Annotated in this window: 21 protein-coding genes and 1 pseudogene; 10 read left to right on the top strand and 12 right to left on the bottom strand. The window is 72.5% G+C overall.

Going from position 1 to position 20,879, the window contains the following annotated elements; translation table 11 throughout:
- Positions 1-6 precede the first annotated feature (6 nt).
- Positions 7-1,137, top strand: coding sequence for a Xaa-Pro peptidase family protein (locus NVV99_RS00515; RefSeq protein WP_024101047.1), 1,131 nt, complete (start codon positions 7-9; stop codon positions 1,135-1,137).
- Between the two features lie 13 nt (positions 1,138-1,150).
- On the opposite strand, the gene NVV99_RS00510 is transcribed toward NVV99_RS00515, so the two are convergent.
- Complete coding sequence (locus NVV99_RS00510) at positions 1,151-1,468, bottom strand: hypothetical protein (protein ID WP_024101048.1); 318 nt, start codon at positions 1,466-1,468, stop codon at positions 1,151-1,153.
- A gap of 60 nt (positions 1,469-1,528) precedes the next feature.
- On the opposite strand from NVV99_RS00510, the gene NVV99_RS00505 reads away from it, so the two are divergent.
- A complete protein-coding gene (locus NVV99_RS00505) occupies positions 1,529-2,275 on the top strand; it encodes an SDR family NAD(P)-dependent oxidoreductase (protein ID WP_024101049.1) in 747 nt (248 codons plus the stop codon).
- Between the two features lie 69 nt (positions 2,276-2,344).
- Here NVV99_RS00505 and NVV99_RS00500 read toward each other — a convergent pair whose 3' ends face one another.
- Positions 2,345-3,808: an NAD(P)/FAD-dependent oxidoreductase gene (locus NVV99_RS00500; RefSeq protein ID WP_260782738.1), complete on the bottom strand. Its 1,464-nt coding sequence runs from the start codon at positions 3,806-3,808 to the stop codon at positions 2,345-2,347.
- 96 nt (positions 3,809-3,904) lie between these two features.
- The gene (locus NVV99_RS00495) at positions 3,905-4,669 is read right to left on the bottom strand and encodes a precorrin-3B synthase (protein ID WP_041803367.1); all 765 of its coding nucleotides are present in this window, start codon (positions 4,667-4,669) and stop codon (positions 3,905-3,907) included.
- A 74-nt stretch (positions 4,670-4,743) separates the two neighbouring features.
- Between NVV99_RS00495 and NVV99_RS00490 the strand changes: the two genes are divergently transcribed.
- From NVV99_RS00490 to NVV99_RS00480, 3 genes and pseudogenes are all read left to right on the top strand, one after another.
- The gene (locus NVV99_RS00490) at positions 4,744-5,160 is read left to right on the top strand and encodes a PPOX class F420-dependent oxidoreductase (RefSeq protein ID WP_006550019.1); all 417 of its coding nucleotides are present in this window, start codon (positions 4,744-4,746) and stop codon (positions 5,158-5,160) included.
- A gap of 5 nt (positions 5,161-5,165) precedes the next feature.
- Positions 5,166-5,666 carry a DapH/DapD/GlmU-related protein gene (locus NVV99_RS00485; protein ID WP_019289564.1) on the top strand — a complete coding sequence of 167 codons (501 nt, stop codon included), beginning with the start codon at positions 5,166-5,168 and terminating at the stop codon, positions 5,664-5,666.
- 78 nt (positions 5,667-5,744) lie between these two features.
- Positions 5,745-5,966, top strand: a pseudogene (locus NVV99_RS00480) (glutathione peroxidase); the annotation flags it as partial.
- 45 nt (positions 5,967-6,011) lie between these two features.
- Here NVV99_RS00480 and NVV99_RS00475 read toward each other — a convergent pair.
- The 3 genes from NVV99_RS00475 to NVV99_RS00465 all read right to left on the bottom strand — a co-directional run bounded on the left by NVV99_RS00475 (position 6,012) and on the right by NVV99_RS00465 (position 9,718).
- Positions 6,012-7,382 (bottom strand): metallopeptidase TldD-related protein, encoded by a 1,371-nt coding sequence (locus tag NVV99_RS00475; protein ID WP_006550016.1) that lies wholly within the window; start codon positions 7,380-7,382, stop codon positions 6,012-6,014.
- A complete protein-coding gene (locus tag NVV99_RS00470; protein ID WP_041803369.1) occupies positions 7,379-8,890 on the bottom strand; it encodes a TldD/PmbA family protein in 1,512 nt (503 codons plus the stop codon). The genes NVV99_RS00475 and NVV99_RS00470 overlap by 4 nt, the downstream gene beginning before the upstream one ends.
- Positions 8,891-8,953: 63 nt before the next feature.
- Positions 8,954-9,718 carry a TSUP family transporter gene (locus NVV99_RS00465; protein ID WP_024101054.1) on the bottom strand — a complete coding sequence of 255 codons (765 nt, stop codon included), beginning with the start codon at positions 9,716-9,718 and terminating at the stop codon, positions 8,954-8,956.
- 105 nt (positions 9,719-9,823) lie between these two features.
- Here NVV99_RS00465 and NVV99_RS00460 point away from each other — a divergent pair, with 105 nt between their 5' ends.
- Genes NVV99_RS00460 through NVV99_RS00445 form a run of 4 tightly spaced genes read left to right on the top strand, consistent with a single transcriptional unit; the run spans position 9,824 to position 14,396 of the window.
- Entirely contained in the window at positions 9,824-10,366 is a 543-nt protein-coding gene (locus tag NVV99_RS00460; protein ID WP_024101055.1) for an FxsA family protein, read from the top strand.
- An 18-nt stretch (positions 10,367-10,384) separates the two neighbouring features.
- Positions 10,385-11,995, top strand: a complete 1,611-nt coding sequence (locus NVV99_RS00455) for an amidohydrolase (RefSeq protein ID WP_024101056.1) — start codon at positions 10,385-10,387, stop codon at positions 11,993-11,995.
- Positions 11,992-13,620 (top strand): apolipoprotein N-acyltransferase, encoded by a 1,629-nt coding sequence (gene lnt, locus NVV99_RS00450; RefSeq protein WP_197539120.1) that lies wholly within the window; start codon positions 11,992-11,994, stop codon positions 13,618-13,620. The genes NVV99_RS00455 and lnt overlap by 4 nt, the downstream gene beginning before the upstream one ends.
- Positions 13,620-14,396 carry a polyprenol monophosphomannose synthase gene (locus NVV99_RS00445; RefSeq protein ID WP_006554797.1) on the top strand — a complete coding sequence of 259 codons (777 nt, stop codon included), beginning with the start codon at positions 13,620-13,622 and terminating at the stop codon, positions 14,394-14,396. Before lnt ends, NVV99_RS00445 begins: the two co-directional genes overlap by 1 nt.
- A 45-nt stretch (positions 14,397-14,441) precedes the next feature.
- Here NVV99_RS00445 and NVV99_RS00440 read toward each other — a convergent pair whose 3' ends face one another.
- The 5 genes from NVV99_RS00440 to NVV99_RS00420 all read right to left on the bottom strand — a co-directional run bounded on the left by NVV99_RS00440 (position 14,442) and on the right by NVV99_RS00420 (position 19,503).
- The gene (locus NVV99_RS00440; protein ID WP_024101058.1) at positions 14,442-15,437 is read right to left on the bottom strand and encodes a diiron oxygenase; all 996 of its coding nucleotides are present in this window, start codon (positions 15,435-15,437) and stop codon (positions 14,442-14,444) included.
- Entirely contained in the window at positions 15,434-16,348 is a 915-nt protein-coding gene (locus NVV99_RS00435) for a prephenate dehydrogenase (protein WP_041803370.1), read from the bottom strand. Before NVV99_RS00435 ends, NVV99_RS00440 begins: the two co-directional genes overlap by 4 nt.
- Entirely contained in the window at positions 16,345-18,516 is a 2,172-nt protein-coding gene (gene pabB, locus NVV99_RS00430) for an aminodeoxychorismate synthase component I (protein WP_041803371.1), read from the bottom strand. The genes NVV99_RS00435 and pabB overlap by 4 nt, the downstream gene beginning before the upstream one ends.
- Positions 18,517-18,524: 8 nt before the next feature.
- Positions 18,525-18,905, bottom strand: coding sequence for a chorismate mutase (locus NVV99_RS00425; RefSeq protein ID WP_006554801.1), 381 nt, complete (start codon positions 18,903-18,905; stop codon positions 18,525-18,527).
- Positions 18,906-19,164: 259 nt separating this feature from the next.
- The gene (locus NVV99_RS00420) at positions 19,165-19,503 is read right to left on the bottom strand and encodes an RNA polymerase-binding protein RbpA (RefSeq protein ID WP_006554802.1); all 339 of its coding nucleotides are present in this window, start codon (positions 19,501-19,503) and stop codon (positions 19,165-19,167) included.
- A 232-nt stretch (positions 19,504-19,735) separates the two neighbouring features.
- On the opposite strand from NVV99_RS00420, the gene NVV99_RS00415 reads away from it, so the two are divergent.
- Positions 19,736-20,077 (top strand): hypothetical protein, encoded by a 342-nt coding sequence (locus NVV99_RS00415; protein ID WP_006554803.1) that lies wholly within the window; start codon positions 19,736-19,738, stop codon positions 20,075-20,077.
- Between the two features lie 24 nt (positions 20,078-20,101).
- On the opposite strand, the gene NVV99_RS00410 is transcribed toward NVV99_RS00415, so the two are convergent.
- A complete protein-coding gene (locus NVV99_RS00410; protein ID WP_033098325.1) occupies positions 20,102-20,689 on the bottom strand; it encodes a hypothetical protein in 588 nt (195 codons plus the stop codon).
- Positions 20,690-20,879 lie beyond the last annotated feature (190 nt).

Raw genomic sequence — 20,879 nt, 5'->3', positions numbered from 1 at the left:
GAAGACATGACCACTGCCGCCCCCCGATTCCCCGCCGACCGTTACGCGGCCCGCCTGGCCCGCGCCGCCGAACTCGGTGCCGCCGCCGGCTTCGACGCGCTGCTCATCACCCCCGGACCGGACCTGCGGTATCTCACCGGTTCGCGCGCCGAGTCGTTCGAGCGCCTGACCTGCCTGGTGATCCCCACCGACGGCTCCGGCGCCACCGTGGTGGTGCCGCGGCTGGAGTTGGCGTCGCTGAACGACTCCGCGATCGGTGAGCTCGGTCTGCCGGTGCGGGACTGGGTGGACGGTCAGGATCCCTACGCGCTCGTGCGCGAACTCGTCGCGACGGCGGGGGCGTTCGCGGTGACCGAGGCGATGCCGGCGCTGCACCTGGTGCCGCTGACCGCCCGGTTCGGCAACGCCCCGGCGCTTGCGACGTCGGTGATCCGGCAGCTGCGGATGGTCAAGGACACCGACGAGGTCGAGGCGTTGCGCCGCGCTGGTGCCGCCATCGACCGGGTGCACGCCCGCATGGGTGAATGGTTGCGCGCGGGACGCACCGAAGCCGAGGTGGCCGCAGACATCACCGCCGCGATCCTCGAAGAGGGACACACCGCGGCGGCGTTCGTCATCGTCGGTTCCGGCCCGCACGGCGCCGACCCGCACCACGAGGTGTCCGAGCGGGTCATCGAATCCGGCGACATCGTCGTCGTCGACATCGGTGGTCCCGTCGAACCTGGCTACTACTCGGATTCGACCCGCACCTACAGCATCGGCGAACCGGACCCGGAGATCGCGACGAAGATTGCGGTGCTCGAGAAGGCACAACAGACCGCAGTGGATGCGGTGCGGCCCGGCGTGCGCGCCGAGGACGTCGACGCCGCCGCCCGCAACCTGCTTGCCGCCGCCGGCTACGGGGAGGCGTTCGTGCACCGCACCGGGCACGGCATCGGCCTGTCGGTGCACGAGGAGCCGTACATCGTCTCCGGCAACGACGACATCCTGCAGCCCGGCATGGCGTTCAGCATCGAACCGGGCATCTACTTCCGCGGTGAGTGGGGTGCGCGGATCGAGGACATCGTCGTCGTCACCGAGGACGGCTGCGAGTCGATGAACCAGCGCCCGCACGGATTGACGGTGCTGCCGGGCTGACACCCGGCCGGGTTCACCGCTCGTCGAGCAGGGCGAGCAGCTTGTCGGCGAGGGGACCGGGATGGTCGGCGGCGGCCTGCCGCAGCGCCTCGTTGCGGGCGCGGATCTTGCGGGCGAACTTCGTCTGCGCGCCGGTGAGAACCTCGTAGGTGAGGATCTCGGTGTCGTAGTCCTCGACGATGCCCAGCAGCCGGTCGAGTTCGGCGACGGTGAGCAGGACGGTGGCCAACTCCGGGAAACCCTCCTCGGCGGCGTGCCCGGTCGCGAGGTCGCGGCGGGACTTCAGATCGGCGAGGAAGACGTCGATGCTCGGGGTGCGGTCACTGTCCATCCCGCAGACAGTAGAACCCCGACACTGCATCCCGGAGATCGACCCGGGACACTGGGCCGCATGAACCACACCGCGCAGGGAACCGTCGTCATCTTCGGGGGACGCAGCGAGATCGGCGTCGAGGTCGCCACCCGCCTCGCGGCGGGCCGCACCGTGATCCTGGCCGCGCGTCGCGCCGACGACCTGGCCGACGAGTGCGCCGCCGTGCGGGCAGCGGGTGCCACGGCGGTGCATCCGGTCGAGTTCGACGCCGATGCTCTCGACACCCACACCGCGGTGCTCGACCGGATCGCCGCCTTCGGGCCGATCGATGTGGCGGTGCTGGCCTTCGGCATCCTCGGCGACCAGGCCCGCGCGGAAACCGATGCGGCCCATGCGGTGTCGATCGTGCACACCGACTATCTCGCGCAGGTCGCGTTGCTCACCGACCTGGCGCAGCGGCTGCGCGCCCAGGGCTCGGGTCGGCTGGTGGTGTTCTCCTCCGTGGCCGGGTGGCGGGTGCGCCGCGCCAACTACGTCTACGGCTCCGCGAAGGCAGGCCTCGACGGTTTCGCGTCCGGCCTGGCGGATGCCTTGCACGGCAGCGGAATCTCGCTGCTGCTGGTGCGCCCCGGTTTCGTGATCGGCCGGATGACGGAGGGTATGAGCCCGGCACCGTTGTCGAGCACCCCACCGCAGGTCGCCGACGCGACGGTGCGGGCGCTGCACCGCGGGCGCGGGGAGGTGTGGGTGCCGGCGGTGCTGCGGCCGGTGTTCTTCGGGATGCGGCTGTTGCCGCGCGCGATCTGGCGGCGGCTGCCGCGCTGACCGCCGGCGTGCAGTTCTCGTCGTCGCTGTTCGGCGTGTCGCGACGACAACTGCACGCGCGAGAGACGATCAGCTGCGGCGGGATTCGAGCAGCCGCAACCAGATCTCGCTGATGGTGGGGTAGGACGGCACCGCATGCCACAGGGCGTCCAGCGGCACCTTCCCGACCAGGGCGATCGTGGCGGCGTGGACGAGTTCGGCGACCTCCTGGCCGACGAAGGTCGCGCCGACGAGGGTGTCGGTGGCGCGGTCGACGACGAGCGCGGCGTGGCCGGCGTAGTCGTCGCGGGCGAGCGAGGCGCCGGCGACATCGATGTCGGCCTCGAGGACCTCGACGTCGAGTCCGTCGGCGCGGGCCTGCTCGGCGGTGCGGCCGACCGCGGCGATCTCCGGGACGGTGAAGATCACCTGCGGGACCTGCCCGTGGTCGGCGCTCGCCCGGAACCGTGACCCGTCGGTGGGGCGGTTCTCGGCGCGGGCGGCGATGACGTCCCCGCACACCCGCGCCTGGTATTTGCCCATGTGGGTCAGTGCGGCGCGACCGGCGATGTCCCCGACCGCATACAGCCACTGGCCGTCGACCCCGTCGACGGTGAGATCGTCGGCGACGGTCACCTTCCCGTCGGTCAGGCCGACAGTGTCGAGACCGAGCCCGTCCACGGCGGGGCAGCGGCCGGCGGCGACGACGATCTCGTCGACCTCGACAGTGCTGCCGTCGGACAACTCCACGGTGGCGGGACCGCCGTGGATGCGGCCGACGCCGGTGTCCTTGACGTCGGGGCGCTGCACCGAGCGGATCTCGGTGCCGTAGCGCACATTCAGGCCCTTGTGGACCATGCGGGTGGCGACGCGTTCGGCGGCGAACGGCTCCACGCGCGGCAGCAACCGGTCGCCGCGCACCGCGAGGGTGAGTTCCTCGACGCCGAGTTGCCTCAGCCAGGTGGCGGTTTCGCAGGCGACGACACCGCCGCCGACCACCAGCACCCGGCGGGGGACCTCGAGCAGGTTCGTCGCATCGCGGGAGGTCCACGGCAGCGCGTCGCGCAGCCCGGGCAGGTCCGGGATCGACGGGACGGTGCCGGTGGCCAGGACCACGGCGTGCCGGGCCTGCAGGCGACGCTCCCCGTCGCTGCCGGTGACGGTGACGGTGCGTTCGCCGGCGAGGCGGCCGTGGCCGCGGACGACGTCGATACCCGCGCCCTCGGCCCAGTCCACCTGGGAACTGTCGTCGCGGTTGTGGGTGAAGCTGTCGCGGCGGGCGAGTACGGCCGGTACCTCGACGCCGTGGGCGCTGATCTTGTCGGCGACGCCGGGCATGTTGCGGGCGGTGGTGAGCACCTGGGCGGGGCGCAGCAGGGCTTTGCTGGGCATGCAGGCCCAGTAGGAACATTCGCCGCCGACGAGTTCGTGTTCGACGAGCACCGCGGTGCGGTCGCTGCCGGCGATGGCGTACTGGGCGGCGTTCTCCCCGGCCGGGCCCGCGCCGAGGACGATCACGTCATAGCTGTCGGATTCCGCTGTCGGACCGCTCATCCGTCCACGATAGGCGCGGCCGAACCGTCGGCGGGCCGGATCGGGGGCGACGGTCCGGTTCGCGAAGTCCGCCCGTTCGTGCAGGTCAGCGGCGGCTCAGCGCAGGTGCGGGGAGTCGGCGTCGAAGATCAACCCCATGGGGGCGAGCACCCGCACCACCTGTTCGGCGGTCCACTCGTCGAGATCGCACAGCAGCACCGACCGCCACGGGGTGACGATCACCGGACGTTCGACGGCGGCGAGGAATTCCGCCAGGCGCGCGGGGAGGATCCCGCCGGGCAGCCCGCCGGCGAGGGTGACGGCCCCGTCGGGCTGGTCGAGCCAGCCGATCGGTGGCCGCGGCCGCTCGGGCACTGGTTCCGGATCCCCGGTGGGGTCGGTCGGTGGGGTGAGCAGCGCCTCGGCGGCGTCCTGCGGGTCGACGCGCACCCCGGTGTCGGCGCCGTCGCGGATCACCGCGAAGCGGCCGTCGGGGCGGGCGAGGACCGCGACGGTGGGGGCGAGGGCGACGATGTCGCCGGTGCCGTCGTCGAGCCCGAGGACGGTGCCGGCCGGCACCGGCCGCTCGTCGAGGCGCGCAAGCACCGCGGCGGTGAGTTCGCGCAGGTCGTGGTGTCCGCCGATGCGGCCGCTGAGCGGGGAGACGAGAAGCCGTGCGCGGGTGGGCACGTCGACGGTGAGACCGGCGGCGGTGAGCGCCGCGCTGATCGCGGCGTGGTCACCCCGCACCTGCAGCTGGGCGTGGGCGGTCAGATGCAGTTCGCCGCCGCCGTGGGTGTGGGCGAGTTCGGCGAGCACCTGCACCTGCGCGGAGGTCAGATGCCCGGCGGGCAGGTGCACGTCGACAGCGGTATCGGCCATGACCGCCAGCGTAGAACGCGGCGCCGGCGGGACGAGCGCTGCCGTGAGACCGTGCGGTTTGTAGGGTGGTGGCCATGCCCGAGTCGACGACCCCCACCTTCGCGGACCTCGCCGCCGCCAAGTTCGTGCTGCTGACCACCTACCGCAAGGACGGCAGCGCGGTGGACACCCCGGTGTGGGCGGCGCCCGACGGGAACCGGCTGCTGGTGTGGACGGTCGCCGACGCCTACAAGGTGCGGCGGTTGCGCCGCGATCCGCGGGTGTCCCTGGCGATCTGCGACGCGCGCGGCAACCCGAAGTCGGCGGCGGTGCCCGGCACGGGGGAGGTGCTCGACGCCGACGGCTCGGCGCACGCCCGGTCGGTGATCGCCCGCAAGTACGGACTGCTCGGCCGGATCATCGTCGGCGCGAGCGTGGTGCGCCGTGGCCGCACCGGCACCGTCGGGTTGGCGTGTGCGCTCGATCCCGCCGACGACACGGCAGGCCGGTAGACGTCGTGGCGCGCTCTCACACCTACCGGTCCCAGGCGATCGCGGTGGCGCTCGCGAGCAACCCGCTGATCTCCGGTTCGAGTCGCTGGAAGTGGTTGCGCCGCGCCGGTGTCGACGCCGCACCGCCGAGCCTGATCCACACCGGCGTGGTGGTGCAGGGCCTCGGCCGGCTCACCCTCGGCGCGGGCTCGTTCGTCAACCACGGTTGCTATTTCGACACGGTCGCCGACATCACCCTCGGGCAGCGGGTGTTCCTCGGCGACCACGTGCGGGTGCTCACCAGCAGCCACCGCATGGGCACCGCGGAACAGCGCGCGTCGACGCTGACGGGGGAGCCGGTGACCATCGGCGACGGCGCGTGGATCGGCTCCGGTGCGGTGGTCATGCCGGGCGTGAGCATCGGCGCCGGTGTGGTGATCGGCGCGAACTCGCTGGTGACGAAGGACTGTGCCCCGCACACGCTGCATCTGGGCAGCCCCGCCCGGCACGTCCGCGACCTGGACTGACCCCGCACCGGCAGCCCCGCCCGGGTCGTCCGATCCCGTAGGGTCCGTGGTGATCTCGGCCTCACCTGCGGGGCCGCGCTCTACCGGCACCTGCGCGCCGAGGCTCCCGGTGATTTCGGGCCGCAGCACGGTTTCCTGTTCGAGCACGTGAGCAAGACCCGTCCGGAGGCGATCGGCACCGACGAGGTGAAGTGGAACTTCACCAAGTTCCTCGTCGACCCGCAGGGTGCGGTGGTGCGCCGCTTCGAGCCGACGGTCACCCCCGAGGAGATCGGCAAGGAACTCACCGACCTGCTCTGAGCGCCTACCGGTCCGGTCGGTGGACGTCACCGACCGGACCGGAGGTCAGTGGGCGGCGCTGACCGAGGACATGTGGAAGTCGGGGATGCGCACCGGCGGCATCGCGGTGCGGGTGAACCAGTCTTTCCACTCCCGCGGCAGGGTGCGTTCGGTGGCGCCGATCTCGGTGGCGCGGCCGAGCAGATCGACCGGGGATTCGTTGAACCGGAAGTTGTTCACCGCCGCCCGCACCTGCCCGTCCTCGACGAGATACACCCCGTCGCGGGTCAGGCCGGTCAGCAACAGCACCGCCGGATCGACCTCCCGCAGGTACCAGACGGTGGTCAGCAGCAGACCGCGTTCGGTGCGGGCGATCATGTCGTCCACATCGGCGGTGCTGCCACCGGTGAGCAGCAGATTCTCACCCGGCGCCGTGGGGGTGGCCCCGAATTCGGCGGCTGCGGCCCGCGGATACGCCAGCGCGTGCAGGGCGCCGTCGCGGAGCCAGTCGACCCGCGAGGCGCTCATCCCGGTGTCGAACACCGAGACGCTGTCGGTGGAGGCGGTGGCGACCACGAACGGCGCATAACCGAGCCCCGGGGCGGCCGGATCGGACGTCAATGTCACCGGCAGCGCGGCGATCTGCTCGCCGAGGCGGGTTCCGCCGGGCCCGGCCCACACCGACCGGCCTTCCTCGGCGCCGCGCCCGTCGAGGGACCACAGCAGCGGGATCATCAGGTCCGCGACCACCGAGGGTGGCAGCAGCGTCTCGTACCGTCCGGCGGGCAGGTCGACGCGGGTACCGGCCCAGTCCAGCCGCCGCGCCAGTTCGGCACGCAGCGGATCCATTGCGATGTCGGTGAAGTCGACGGTGCCGGCGCCGACCCAGGCGCTCGCCCCGGTCAGGCCGCCGCGTTTGCCGTTGATCTCGAGCGAGCCGTCGCGTTGCACCCAGCGGCGCCGCACCCCGGTGGAGGTGCCCAGCCACATCGTCGTGGATTGGTGGTGGGCGAATCCGTAGAGGGCGTCGGTGTCGTCGAAGCCGGCGGCGAGCCCGTCGAGGAGCGGGGCGAAGACCTCGACGTCGGTGCCGACGGCCTCGTCGCCCCACTGCGGGTCGGTGTCGTCGCCGTCGATCAACGGCATCGCATCCGGTGCCGCCGGGGCCTGCTGCGCGGCCGCCCACGCCGCGGCAACCACCGCGCCGATGTCGTCGGCGTCGACGATCGGGGCGCTGACCACCCCGCAGTGTGCGCCGTCGGGGGTGCGGCGGATCGCGAGGATCGTGGCGCCGCGGGCACGGGCGGAGCCGTTGGTGGTCATCGAACTGCCGGCCCACCGCAGCGACGCCTCGGCACTGTCGGTGACCATCACGATGGTCTCGTCGGCAGGGGAGGTCGCCAGGGCGGTTTCGACGAGTCGGTCTCCGGGGATCATCGGCCACCTTCCTGCACCGTGTTGAGCACGTTCACGCCGCGCACCAGCACCGACGGGCAGCCGTGCGAGACGGACGCGACCTGCCCGGGTTGCGCCTTGCCGCAGTTCATCGCGCCGCCGAGGTGCCAGGTCGACGCGCCGCCGACCGCCTCGAGGGCACCCCAGAACTCGGTGGTCGACGCCTGATAGGCCACATCGCGGACCTGACCGGCGAGCCGGCCGCCGCGGATCCGGTAGAACCGCTGCCCGGTGAACTGGAAGTTGTGCCGCTGCATGTCGATCGACCAGCTGCGATCGCCGACGATGTACAGCCCGTCGTCGACCCCGGCGATCAGATCGGCGGTGCTGCGATCGACGCTCGGATCGGGTTGCAGCGACACGTTCGCCATCCGCTGGATCGGCACGTGATGCGCCGAATCGGCGTAGGCGCAGCCGTTCGAGCGGGCCACCCCGAGCCTCGGGGCGAACGCCCGGTCGAGTTGGTAGCCGACGAACACCCCGTCCTTCACGAGATCCCAGGACTGGGCGGCGACCCCGTCGTCGTCGTAGCCGACGGTGGCCATGCCGTGCGGTTCGGTGCGGTCGGCGGTGACGTGCATGACGTCGCTGCCGTAGCGCAGGCTGCCGAGCAGGTCGGGGGTGGCGAACGAGGTGCCGGCGTAGGCGGCCTCGTAGCCGATGGCCCGGTCGTATTCGGTGGCGTGCCCGACCGATTCGTGGATCGTCAGCCACAGATTCGTCGGGTCGATCACCAGATCGGTGCGGCCCGGGATCACCGACGGGGCCTGCGCCTTCTCCGCGAGCTGGGCGGGCAGCTCGGCGAGCTCACGGCTCCAGTCCCACCACCGGTCCGAGGCCACGAATTCCCAGCCGCGACCGGTCGGCGGGGCCAGGGTGCGCATCGACTCGAAGGTGCCGGCCGCACGGTCGACGCGGGTCGCGTCGAGGTCGGAGTGGATCCGCACCCGCTGCTGGGTGATCGTCGACCCGGCGAGATCGGCGTAGAAGGTCTGCTCCTTGACCAGGGTCAGATTCGCGGCGACGTGGTCGACACCGACGGCGTCCTGCAATCGCCGCGAACGGTCCTCGAGCACCGCGATGCGCTCGGCGGCGGGGACGGTGAACGGGTCGATCTCGTACGGCGAGACCCACACCGCGTCCCGGTGGACCGCTTCGTCGGCCCACTGCACCGGATCCCGGTTCAACGCGCGCAGGGTGCGGGCGACCGCGACGGCGCGGGCCGCGGCGTCGGCGGCGCCGTCCGGGCCGGGCACCGGATGCGACGCGAATCCCCAGGTGCCGTCGAGCAGCACCCGCACCGCCACCCCGCAGTCGCTGTCGTCCACCGCCGCCTGCAGCGCGCCGTCGCGCAGGATGCTCGTCCCGGTCCGGATCCGATGCACCCGCACATCGGCGTGACTCGCGCCCGCCGCCCGCGCGACCGACAGGCCCGCGTCGGCGGCCGCGTGCAACGGCAGGGCCAGGAAATCGTCGTCCACCGCATTCACCCGCCCACCGTAACGCCGGGATGTGCGGGGCCGGGGTTGCCGCACCGAGCCCCGCGGGGTGGTTCAGCCGAACTGCTCGATGCCGAGCCGGATCACCATGGCCACCACCACGACCAGCAACACCACCCGCACGAACCCGGCGCCGCGGGCGAGCGCCATCCGGGAGCCGAGCACCGAGCCGGCGACATTGCACACCGCCAGCGCCGCCCCGAGCGCCCACCACACGTGCCCGCCGACGGCGAACAGGACCAGCGCCCCGAGATTCGAGCCGAAGTTGAGCACCTTCGCCATCGCCGCCGAGGTGACGAACTCGCTGCCGAGCATCGCCGCGAACACGATGATGAAGAAGGTGCCGGTGCCGGGCCCGAGGATCCCGTCGTAGAAGCCGATCACCGCCGCGGCCGTGACCACGACGGTGGCCAGCCGCAGCGTGGACGGGCGGCGGGTGCTGCCGGTGCCGAGTTTCGGGCGGGCGGTGACGAACACCGCTACCGCGACGAGCACGACCATCACGATCGGGATGAACACTTCCCGGTCGATGAGCGAGACCGCCGCCGCCCCCGCCGCCGCGGCCAGCGCGGCGACCAGGGCGGCGGGGCCGAGCAGCGACCAGCGCAGCGGGATGCGCCGCGCGAAGGTCAGCACCGCCGCGCCGGTCCCGCAGATCGCGGTGAGCTTGTTCGTCGCCAGCGCCGCCTGCGGCGTCAATTGCGGGGCGACGAGGAACAGGGCGGGCAGCAGGATCAGCCCGCCGCCGCCGACCACCGCGTCCACCCAGCCGGCGGCGGTCGCGGCGGTCATCAGCAACGCCCAGTCACCTGCAGTCATGGCGGCCATTCGATCACGCGCCGCATCCGCGGGTCGGGTGCGGGAGCAAAACCGGTGGCCCGTTCGTTGACCGGACAGAAACCGCCGACGGAAGGAAGTCCCGCCGTGTACCCGTTGTTGTTCGTGCTCTACGTCGTGGCGGAGATCGCGGTGCTGGCCTGGCTCGGCTCCACCCTCGGAGCCCTGGCCACCGTGTTGATCTTCCTCGGTGTCAGCGCCGCCGGTTATCTCGTGCTCGCCGCCCTGGGTCGCCGCGCGCTGCGCAACCTCGGTGAGCTGCGCGGCGGCCGGGCACCGCACGCGAATTCCGCGGAGCGGGTGCTCACCGACGGCGCGCTCATCGGCGCCGGCGCGGCCCTGGTGCTGATTCCCGGCATCGTCAGCACCGTGCTCGGGGTGCTGCTGTTGCTGCCGTCCCGCGCCGCGCTGCGTCCGGCGGTGCGCACGCTGGTCGCGCGGCGGGCCCGCGCCGCCGGGTTCTCCGCGCAGCGGCTGGTGGTGGTCGACGGGCAGGTCGTCGATCACAGTGTCGTCGGCGGTGCCCCGCACCTGACCGGTGGTCCGCCGGTGACCGAGCAGGTCGACGACCGTGGCACCGTGCTCGAAGGGGAGATCGTGGAGACCCCGCGCCGCCACGAGGAGCGGTAACGGGCAGACTGGGCACTCGTGAGCCCTGCACCGCACACCCAGCTTCTCGTCGGCGGCCGCATCTACAGCGCCAGCGCCCCCGATGCCACCGCGATGGCCGTCACCGACGGCACGGTCGTGTGGGTCGGGCAGGACCGGCCCGGCCGCGCCCTGCACCCGGACGCCGAGATCGTCGATCTGCACGGCGCGTTCGTCGCCCCCGGTTTCGTCGACACCCACGTGCACACCACCAGCCACGGCCTGGCGTTGACCGGGCTGGATCTGACCGACGCCGTCGACCGCGACGACGCATTGCGCCGGGTCCGCGCGCACGCCGATGCGCACGACGACGCGGTGATCTGGGGGCACGGCTGGGACGAGACCCGCTGGCCCGACCCGACGCCACCGACCACCGCCGACCTCGATGCCGCCGCCCCGGCCCGGCTCGTCTATCTCGGCCGGATCGATGCGCATTCGGCGGCGGCGTCGAGCGCGTTGCGGGCCGTCGCCCAACCCCTCGACGAGCTGGCCGGCTTCGATCCGCAGCAGCCGCTGACCGCCGCGGCGCATCATGCGGTGCGCGGCGCCGCCCGCCGCGGGCTGACCGCCGCGCAGCGTGCCCGCGCCCGCCTGGCGGCCCTCGACGATTTCGCCGCGCACGGTTACGTCGCGGTGCACGAATGCGCCGGCCCCGACATCTCCGGGCTCGACGACTTCACCGAACTGCTCGGCACCGACCATCCGGTGCAGGTGCGCGGCTACTGGGGTCAGGCGGTGCGCACCGGCGAGGAAGCCGCGGAGCTGCTCGCCGAGACCGGCGCCGATGCCCTGGGCGGGGATCTGTTCGTCGACGGGTCGATCGGTTCGCACACCGCCGCGCTGGCCCGCCCGTACGACGATCTGCCGGACTGCTGCGGCACCCGCTATCTGACCGAGGACGAGCTGACCGCGCACGTGCGCGCGTGCACCTCGGCGGGCATTCAGGCCGGTTTCCACGTCATCGGTGACGCGGCGACCACCGCCGCGGTCGCGGCCTTCGAGGCGGTCGCCGCGGAGGTCGGGGGACCGGCGCTCGCCGCGCGCGGGCATCGGCTCGAGCACGTCGAGTCGTTGACGGTCGCGCAGGCGGAGGTGTTGTCGCGGTACGGGGTGATCGCGAGCATGCAGCCGAGCTTCGACGCCCTGTGGGGCGGGGCGGACGGGATGTACGCGCAGCGGCTCGGCGCCGACCGCGCCGCGGCGTTGAACGCGTTCGCGCCGCTGGCAGCGACCGGGCTGGCGTTGGCGTTCGGCTCGGATGCGCCGGTGACGGCGCCGCGGCCGTGGCCGATGCTGCGGGCGGCGGTGCACCACCGCACCGAGGGCAGCGGGATCTCGCCTCGGGCGGCGTTCGCCGCCGCGACCCGCGGGGCGTGGCGTGCTGGTGGGGTGCGTGACGGTCTGGCCGGCACCCTCGATCCGGGTGCGCCGGCGTCGTATGCGATCTGGGAGGTCGGGGAGCTGGTGGTCAGCGCCCCGAAGGATTCGGTGCAGCGATGGTCGACGGATCCGCGGTCGCGGGTGGCGCCGCTGCCGGATCTCACCCCGGGCACCGCCGATCCGGTGCTGGTGCGCAGTGTGCACCGCGGCCGGGTCGTGTACGCGCGGTGACCGGCCGGCCCCTCGCGACGGTCACCGTGCGGGCGGTGCGTGTCGTCGCGCTGCGCGCGTTGCTGGCCGTCGTCGCGGGAGTGGTGCTGTTCGCGTCGTTCCCGCCGCGTCCGCTGTGGTTCCTCGCCCCCGTCGGGATCGCGCTCCTGGTCGGTGTATCGACTGCAGTACCGCTGCGGCGACGCGCCGGGTTCGGCTACGGCTATCTCGCCGGCCTCGGATTCCTGGTGCCGCTACTGCCCTGGATCGGCGTCTATGTGGGGCCGTTGCCGTGGTTGGCGCTCGCCGCCGCCGAGGCGGTCTTCGTCGGCCTGTTCGGGGCGCTGGTGGTGCACCTGCGGTCGCTGCCGGTCGCGCCGTTGTGGATCGCGGCGGCGTGGAGCCTGACCGAATGGTTGCGCTCGAGCGTCCCGTTCGGCGGGTTCCCGTGGGGTCGGCTGGCGTTCGGCCAACCCGACGGTGGGTTCGTCTCCCTCGCCGTCGTCGGCGGCGCCCCGCTGGTGTCGTTCGCCGTGGCCGCGACCGGCGCCGGGCTCGCCGCCCTCGCCCTGACCGCCTCCCGCCGTCCCCGCCCCGTGCGGGCCTGGACGGTGCCGGTCGCGGTGACGCTGCTCGGTCCGCTGCTCGCCGCGGCGGCGTGGCCGCTGGTGCGCACCACCACCGACGAGTCGTCGACGGTGACGGTCGCGGCGATCCAGGGCAGTGTGCCGCGCCTGGGCCTGGACTTCAACGCCCAACGCAAGGCGGTGCTCGACAATCATGTCGCCCGCACCCTCGTCCTCGCCGAGGACGTCGCCGCCGGACGGGCCCCGGCCCCGGATGTGGTGATCTGGCCGGAGAACGCCTCCGATATCGACCCGCTGCGCAACGCCGATGCCGCACGCGACATCTCCGCCGCGTCCGCCGCGATCGACGCGCCGATCCTCGTCGGGGCGGTGCTCGTCAACGACGACCGCACCACCACCAATTCGGTGATCGTGTGGGACGCGCAGACCGGTCCGGGGGAGCGGCACGACAAGAAGATCATCCAGCCGTTCGGCGAATACCTGCCGTGGCGGTCGTTCTTCCGGTTGTTCTCCGAGTACGCCGACCGCGCCGGCCATTTCGTGCCCGGCGACGGCGACGGCATGGTCACCGCCGGCGGCATCGACATCGGGGTGGCGACCTGCTACGAGGTGGCCTTCGACCGGGCGTTCCGCGACTCGATCGACGCCGGCGCCCAGTTGCTGGCGGTGCCGACGAACAACGCCACCTTCGGCGACACCGAGATGACCTACCAGCAGCTGGCGATGTCGCGGGTGCGGGCCGTCGAGCACGGCCGGGCCGTGATCGTCGCGGCGACCAGCGGGGTCAGCGCGATCGTCGATCCGGCCGGTCGGGTGCAGCAGAGCACACCGTTGTTCGTGCCCGATGCCCTGGTGGCGCAGGTGCCCGTGCGCGCAGACGTTACGCTGGCTAGTCGGCTCGGAGTGGCGCCGGAGCTTGTGCTCTGCGCCGCGGCCGTGGCCGCCGCCGGTTTCGTCCTGGTGCGAGGACGGCGGGAGAAGGCCGGTGCGGCAGCTCGCACCAGCACCGGCGCAGCAGGAGCACCGGCCGGTGGCCGGTTCGACAAGGAGGACCTCTGATGGCAGCGGCGACGCCGGCCGGGAACGACAGCGCACCCAGCGCCCGCACCCTGGTGATCATTCCGACCTACAACGAGCGGGAGAACCTCGGTCGGATCATCACGCGGCTGCACGCTGCGCTGCCGCACACCCATGTCCTCGTCGTCGACGACGGCAGTCCCGACGGCACCGGTGACCTCGCCGACGACCTCGCCGCCGCCGACGAGCGCATCGCGGTGCTGCACCGCACCGAGAAGAACGGTCTCGGTGCCGCCTACATCGCCGGTTTCCGGTGGGGGCTCGAGCACGGCTACACGGTGCTCGTGGAGATGGACGCCGACGGCAGCCACGCCCCCGAGCAGTTGCACCTGCTGCTGGAGAAGGTCGACGCTGGCGCTGATCTGGTGCTCGGCTCCCGTTACGTGCCCGGCGGCACGGTGGTGAACTGGCCGTGGCACCGCGAGGTGCTCTCCCGCGGCGGCAACATCTACTCGCGTCTCGCGCTGGGGGTGTCGATCCAGGACATCACCGGCGGCTACCGCGCCTACCGCCGTGAGGTGCTCGAGAAGCTCGACCTCGACGCGATCGCCTCGCACGGCTACTGCTTCCAGGTCGATCTGGCGTGGCGCACCCTGCAGGCCGGATTCACCGTCGCCGAGGTGCCCATCACGTTCACCGAACGGGAAATCGGCGAGTCGAAGATGAACGGCAACATCGTGCAGGAGGCCCTCGTGCGGGTCACCGTGTGGGGGCTGCGCAGCCGTCTCGCGCGGTTGCGGGCACTGCTGGGCCGCTGACTCGGCCCGCGCGGCCGGGATACCAGGCGCTGTGCGGCCGAGGCGCTAGGCGCTGCGCGGCCACGGCCATCGGGCGTCGAGTTCCTCCCCGAGCCCCAGTCCCGCGCACAGCCGGCGGATGGCGCTGCAGTCCTGCACCACCGGCCGGCCCTCGGTCACGGCGATGGTGTCGGCGACCAACTCGTCGCCGCCGGGGATGTTCTCGCGCGCGATGATCGCCGCCCAGGTGGAGGTGTCGGAGCCGGTGAACGCCGCGACCGCGGTGCCGAGCGCGTCGAGCAGCCGCACCCGATCTGTGTCGTCGAGTTCGGTGAGGACCGCGGTGAGCAGCTCACCGGCCAGCGAGGCGTGGCACAGCTCGTCGCGGCGGTGCACCGCCACCGTCGCGCGGTTGACCGGTTGCAGCTCCGGGTCGGTGGTGAGCAACGCCAGATAGGCGCTGATCGAAGTCTCTGCGACGGTGGTGAACGCCAGCTGCACCAGCGCCGCGTCCCGCGGGGTCTCGGCGTGCGCGACCGCGGCGCGATGCTCGCGCACGGTCGGGCACGGCGGCAGCACCGACTCCTTCAGCGCCCAGCCGCGGCGGCGGCGGGTGAGCACGTTGGCCTGCTGGTGCATGAGGGTGTGGTACTGCTCGTCGACCATCGCCTGGAGCACCCCGGTGACCACCGTGTCGGACGGGCCGATACCGAAGGCGTCCTCGGTGATCAACGCGAAGCCGGGGTTGACGACGTGCTGTTCGATGTCGACGACGCTCTTGTTGTAGGCGATCCACGCCCAGGCCCGCAGCCGCGCTTGCTGCTGCTCGTCGAGCGCGAGATAACGCGGATGCTCGGCGAAGGGCAGCATCTGCTCGGGATAGTCGGCGCGGTCCGCCTCGAACAGCGCATCGAGGTCGACCTCGGGTTTCTTGACGGCGGCGCGGCGCGGCCACGAGCGGGTCAGCCCGGCGATCACCGCGCTCTCCGCCGGATCGGACGGGTCGTACTGCGGGAGTTCCGGCGCGCGCAGCTGCGGGCCGGGGATGTCGGATTCGTTCATGTCCGGCTCCTTTCCTCGCTCGGACCGCCGACCGCGCCCGGATCGCGGGGCAGTGCCGCGAACAGCTGTCCGCACAGCTGCGCGGCGGCGGGTTGCCCGTCGCCGAGCGCGGCGCGGGCTCGGTCGAGCAGCGCCGCGAAGTCGGGCAGGGCGTCGGTGGCGGCGTCGAGATCGGCGACCGCGCCGGCGAGGGCGCGGCGGGCGGTGGCGGCGTACGGGTTGGTGAGCTGGATGTCGTGGTAGACCTCGGCGGTGCCACCGGAGACGCGGGCGAGCAGCGCGCGCAGCACGGTGTGCGGGGGCGCGGCGACCCGCGCGGCGGCATCCGGCACGTCGAGCCGGTCGAGGGCGATACCGAACGCGAGGATCGCGGCGTGGGTGAGCACCTGCACGGCGGCGGTGATCCGGTCGTGTTCGTCGGCGGTGGTCTCGACCACGGTGGCACCCCAGTCGCGCAGCGCCGTGACGAACGCGGTCACGACCGGTGCGTCGTGGTGGCGCACCGTCAGCACGGGTCGGCCGGGCAATCCGAGGTCGGGGGCGAACATCGGGTTGATGCCGAGCGTGGGGGCGCCGGGCCGGTAGGTGTGCAGTGCCGCGGCGATCGGGGTCTTCACCGACAGGGTCTCTACCAGCAGGGTGTGCGGGGGTAGCAGCCGCGCGAGCACCGGCAGGGCGGCACCGGCGACGACGTAGGGGACGGCGAGGACCACGATGTCGGCGCCGTCGAGTGCCGCGGCGAGGCGGGTGTCGGGGGCGGTCAGATCGGCGCGCAGCATCCCGGGTGCAGCCGGGTCGGCGGCCGGGTCGACGACGAGCACCTGACGGCCGGCCTCGCGCAGCGCGGCGGTGAGCAGGGCGCCGACGGCGCCGCATCCGCCGGCGACGATCACCCGGCCGGGCGTGGTCACGGCCCGGCCCGCCCCGGCAGCACCGGCGGCCCGTCGACGAGATCGTCCGGGTCCGCGGAGCCGACGGCACCGGCCCCGTCGGTCGGGGTGGTGTCGCGGGCCGCGGCGAGGCAGCGGCGCATCACCACGGACTTGACGAGGGTCTCGTCGAGTTCGTCGTCCGGATCGGACAGCGCCACGATCGCCCCGCCGATCCCGAAGGTGACCTCGTGGGCGGTGGCGACGAGGGTGCGGATGACCACCGACAGGTCGGCGGCGCCGGTCGGCGACAGATACCCGATCGCCCCGGAGTACACCCCGCGCGGGCCGTCCTCGAGCTTGTCGATGATCTCCATGGTGCGCAGCTTCGGGGCACCGGTCATCGATCCGCCGGGGAAGGCAGCACGCACACAGTCCACCGCCGAGACGTCCGGGCGCAGCCTGCCGCGCACCGTGGACACCAGCTGATGCACCGCCGCATAGGTTTCCACCGCGAACAGCGCCGGCACGTGCACCGAGCCGGGCACGCACACCCGCGACAGGTCATTGCGCACCAGATCGACGATCATCAGGTTCTCGGAGCGGTCCTTCTCGCTGGCCTGCAGTCCGTCCCGCAGCGCCGCGTCCTCACCGGGGGTGCGGCCGCGCGGGCGGGTGCCCTTGATCGGTTTCGATTCGACGGTGCCGTCGGCGTCGATCCGCAAGAACCGTTCCGGGGACGCGCTGAGCACCGCGACCTCGGGGAAGTCGAGCAGCGCACTGTAGGGGGTGGGACTGATGCGGCGCAACACCCGGTAGGTGCTCAGCGGGTCGATGCCGCCGTCGACGGTGACGGTGTTCGTCAGACACACCTCGTAGGTCTCGCCGCTGCGGATCTCGTTCTGGCACTGGGCGATCAGATCGAGATAGCGCTGCGGGGAGTGCCGCAGCCGCAGTTGCGGGCCACCGTCCGCGCCGATCAGCGGCACCGGGATCTGCTCGTCGGTCACCGGTTCGGGCAGCGCCGACAGGATCGCGGCGGTCGCGTCGAACCAGGCGAGGGTCTCGGGATCGTCGGTGTCCTCGGTCAGGGCGAGCAGATAGCAGCAACGGTCGTCGTGGTCGACGATCACGGCCCGGTCGGCGAAGACCAGCGCGGCGTCGGCGTAGGGGGAGGTGTGCACGAGTTGCGCGCCGGCGTCGGCCTTGAGTTCGTAGCCGAGATAGCCGACATAGCCGAGCGCGAACCCGAACGGCAGGTCGTCGCGGGCGGCGACGCGGCGCTCGGCGAGCCGAGCGGTGAGATGGTCGAAGACGGGTCGGCGGTGTTCCTCGACGGTGCCGTCGGCGCGGTGTTCGCGCACGATGCCCTCCCCGACCCGGTAGGTCAGGTAGTCGGCGCGCGGTCCGGCGCCGTTGCCGAGGACGGTGAACCGCGACTGCGGATCCAGCGCGGCGCTGCCGTCGAGCCAGAAGCCGTGCGGGCCGGCGGCGAAGAGCGCCTCGTACACCGCGGACGGGTCGGGGTGCAGCGGCAACCGGCGGCTGGCCAGCAGATAGCGCGGGGCCGGTTCGGGTACCGGTTCCGGATCGGCGGGGGCGGTGACGGTGATCGGGCTGCGCGGCGGGGTGGCGTCGCGGAAGTTGGCGAGCAGTTGCGCGCCGTGGGCGGTGCCGATCGATTCGGGATGGAACTGCACCCCCCACAGCGGCCGGTGCCGGTGCGCGACGGCCATGAGCAACCCGTCCGGGGTGTGGGCGGTGGCGACGAGCTCGTCGGGGACGGGGTCGGCGATCAGCGAGTGGTAGCGCACCGCCTCGAAGGGCGACGGCAGCCCGGCGAACAGGCCGGTGCCGTCGTGCAGGATCGGGCTGGTGCGGCCGTGCACCGGTTCGGGGGCGGTGATCACGGCGCTGCCGAACAGCTGGCACAGCCCTTGATGGCCCAGGCACACCCCGAGCAGCGGCACTTCGGCGTCGGTGAGGGCGCGGGCGCTGATCCCGAAGTCCCTGGCCCGGTCGGGTCGGCCCGGGCCGGGGGAGATGACGATGTTGTCGAACGGTTCGGCGACGAGCTCGTCCCAGCTGCGATCGTTGGTGAGCACCCGCGGCGGGATGCCGTTGACGCGGGTGATCAGGTCGTAGAGGTTGTAGGTGAACGAGTCGTAGTTGTCGATCAACACCGTGCGGATCGGTCGGGGCGCGGACACGACGGGCCTCAGTTCGTGCCGTCGCCGCGGCGACCGGAGCCGACCCGGTCCGCGGGGGCGCCGCCGGAGACGATGCGGTCCTCGACCCGGCATGCCTCGTCGATGAGCAGGGTGTACAGCGAGCGCACGAAGTCGCCGGACAGGCCGTGCCTGTGCGCGTAGTCCTGGGCGCGGCGGTGCACGACCTCCATGCGGCCGGGTTGCAGCACGTCGAGGCCATGGCGTTGCTTGAGTTCGGCGACGCGTCCGCACACCTCGAGGCGGGCGCGGATCCCGTCGAGCAGGGTCCGGTCGATGTCGTCGAGTTCGGCACGCAGGTCGGCCAAATCGGCGGCGGCCTGTGTCGGCGGCGCGTCCGCCGCAGTGTGGTGACGGTCGGTCACGGACATTCACCCCCTTGCAAGCGACCCGCCGGAGCACCGGCGCGAAGGTCGTGGATCGGGCGTGCCGATCATGATCGATCGGCGTGCGATCATGATTGCACGCACCGTCCGGCCGATATCGACGATTGATCGATTCGTGGCGGGGCCGCAATCGAATTCGCGGAACCACCGTCCCGTCGGGCTGCGCTTGCGGGGTCCGTAACGACGTGTGCCGCCCCGGACGATCGTCCGGGGCGGCACACGTACGTGTTCGGCGGCGCGGGTGTCAGGCGCCGCGGCGCTTGGCCTTGAGCAGGTCCAGGCGCTCCTTGAGCAGGTCCTCGAGTTCCTCGACGGAGCGACGCTCGAGCAGCATGTCCCAGTGGGTGCGCGGCGGCTTGACCTTCTTCGGCTCCGGTGCGGCGCCCTCGACCAGGGTGCCCTCGAGGCCGTTCTTGCAGATCCAGGTGCCGGGGATCTCCGCGTCGTCCGCGAACGGCACGTCGTATTCCTCGCCGTTGTCGCAGCGGTAGCGCGCGATTCGCCGCGGCGCCAGATCGTGGTCGCGGTCGGTTTCGTAGCTCACCGCCCCGAGTCGGCTGCCTCGCAGTACACGATCTGCCATGGTGGTGTCCTTCCTTGTGTGCTCCGCCCGGGTGACGATGCCGTGCGGCATCGACACCGGGCTCGACGTCCACTGTGCTCAACGTCTGCGGAGCCGATTCCGTTCCCGCGGCCCACCGAGGAGCCGAGGGACCAGTCTACCGACCCGCCGCACCGCCGCGCGCACGGTGCCCGCACCGGCCCGTGCGTCCGGGGTTCCCGCCGCCCCGCCGGGGGTGCAGGTGGGCAGTACAGTGACGCTCGTGACCGGACGTGACACCCGAGCGAGCACGTGCCTGTGGTGCGGGCGCCCGGTACCGGAGATCGGCACCGGGCGGCGACGCCGCTACTGCCGCCAGTCGTGTCGGCAACGCGCCTACGAGCAGCGCAGCAGCGCCCGCCGCGCCGGACTGCCCGAGGATTCGGTGGTGCTCACCGCCGGCGAGGTCGAGGCACTCGCCGACCGCGCGTTCCGGGCGCGCTGCGCCGCCGAGGACGTCGCCACCGCGGTCGCCGAGGGCGCCGCGGCCGACGAGCTGACCGCCCTGTGCGCGGAGCTGCTCGATCTGGCCCGCGACGCCGAACGACTGCGTTGACCGCCCCGATCGGGGAGCGCGGGCTCAGGCGAAGAAGCCACCCATGGTGTAGATCACCTGGCAGAACGCACCGTTGGCGTACTGCAGCGAGCCGAACAGGGCGCCGAGCACCGCGCCGGGACCGCTGTCGATCACTGTGGACTGCAATCCGCCGCCGTTGTTGTCGAGGGTGGCGACCCCGGCCCGGATGTTCTCCATGTTGATCCACACGAATTTCAGGTCCGAGGCGGTCACCGGCGCACCGGCGGTGGGTTCGACGATCACCTCGATCGACCCGAACGGCACCTGACCGTGCGGGCCGGGATGCACCCACGCGGTGGTCATCGCGAACGGCACGAAACCGCCGCCGCAGCCCGGACCGACGGTCGGTGCGGGTGACGAGAACGGCTGCGGGATGTTCTTCGGTGGCGGCGCGAACGGATCCGCCGAGCCGGAGTCGGCGACGAGCCGCTCGAGCGCGGCGAGGGTCTCGGGGGAGTCGGCGACCTCCGCGCGCAGCTGATCGAGCGGCACCCCCGGCGGGGCGGTGTCGGCGGCGGCCTGGGCGGGGGCCGCGAGCAGGGCCGCGGCGAGCAGGGCGGTGACGAGCGGGGCGGATCGGCGACGCAACATCTCGGGCTCCTTCGAATCGGGTCGAGCGGGCGGGACGAGACGATCCGGTCGCGATCCGATCACGCACGGGTCGCGGCACGGGGGCACGAAGGTGACGGCCGCTTCGAGAATAGGGAGAGCTGTCCGGTTTCGGGGCGTTTCCGGCGAGCCCGATCCTGCTTCGACGCCGACCTCATTCGTCACTCCGGTC

The organism is Rhodococcus sp. PAE-6 (genome assembly GCF_025290685.1).
GTDB classification, from domain to species: domain Bacteria; phylum Actinomycetota; class Actinomycetes; order Mycobacteriales; family Mycobacteriaceae; genus Rhodococcus; species Rhodococcus pyridinivorans.
The sequence above is the reverse complement of the archived record's forward strand: the minus strand, read 5'-3'. Positions and strand labels throughout refer to the sequence as shown.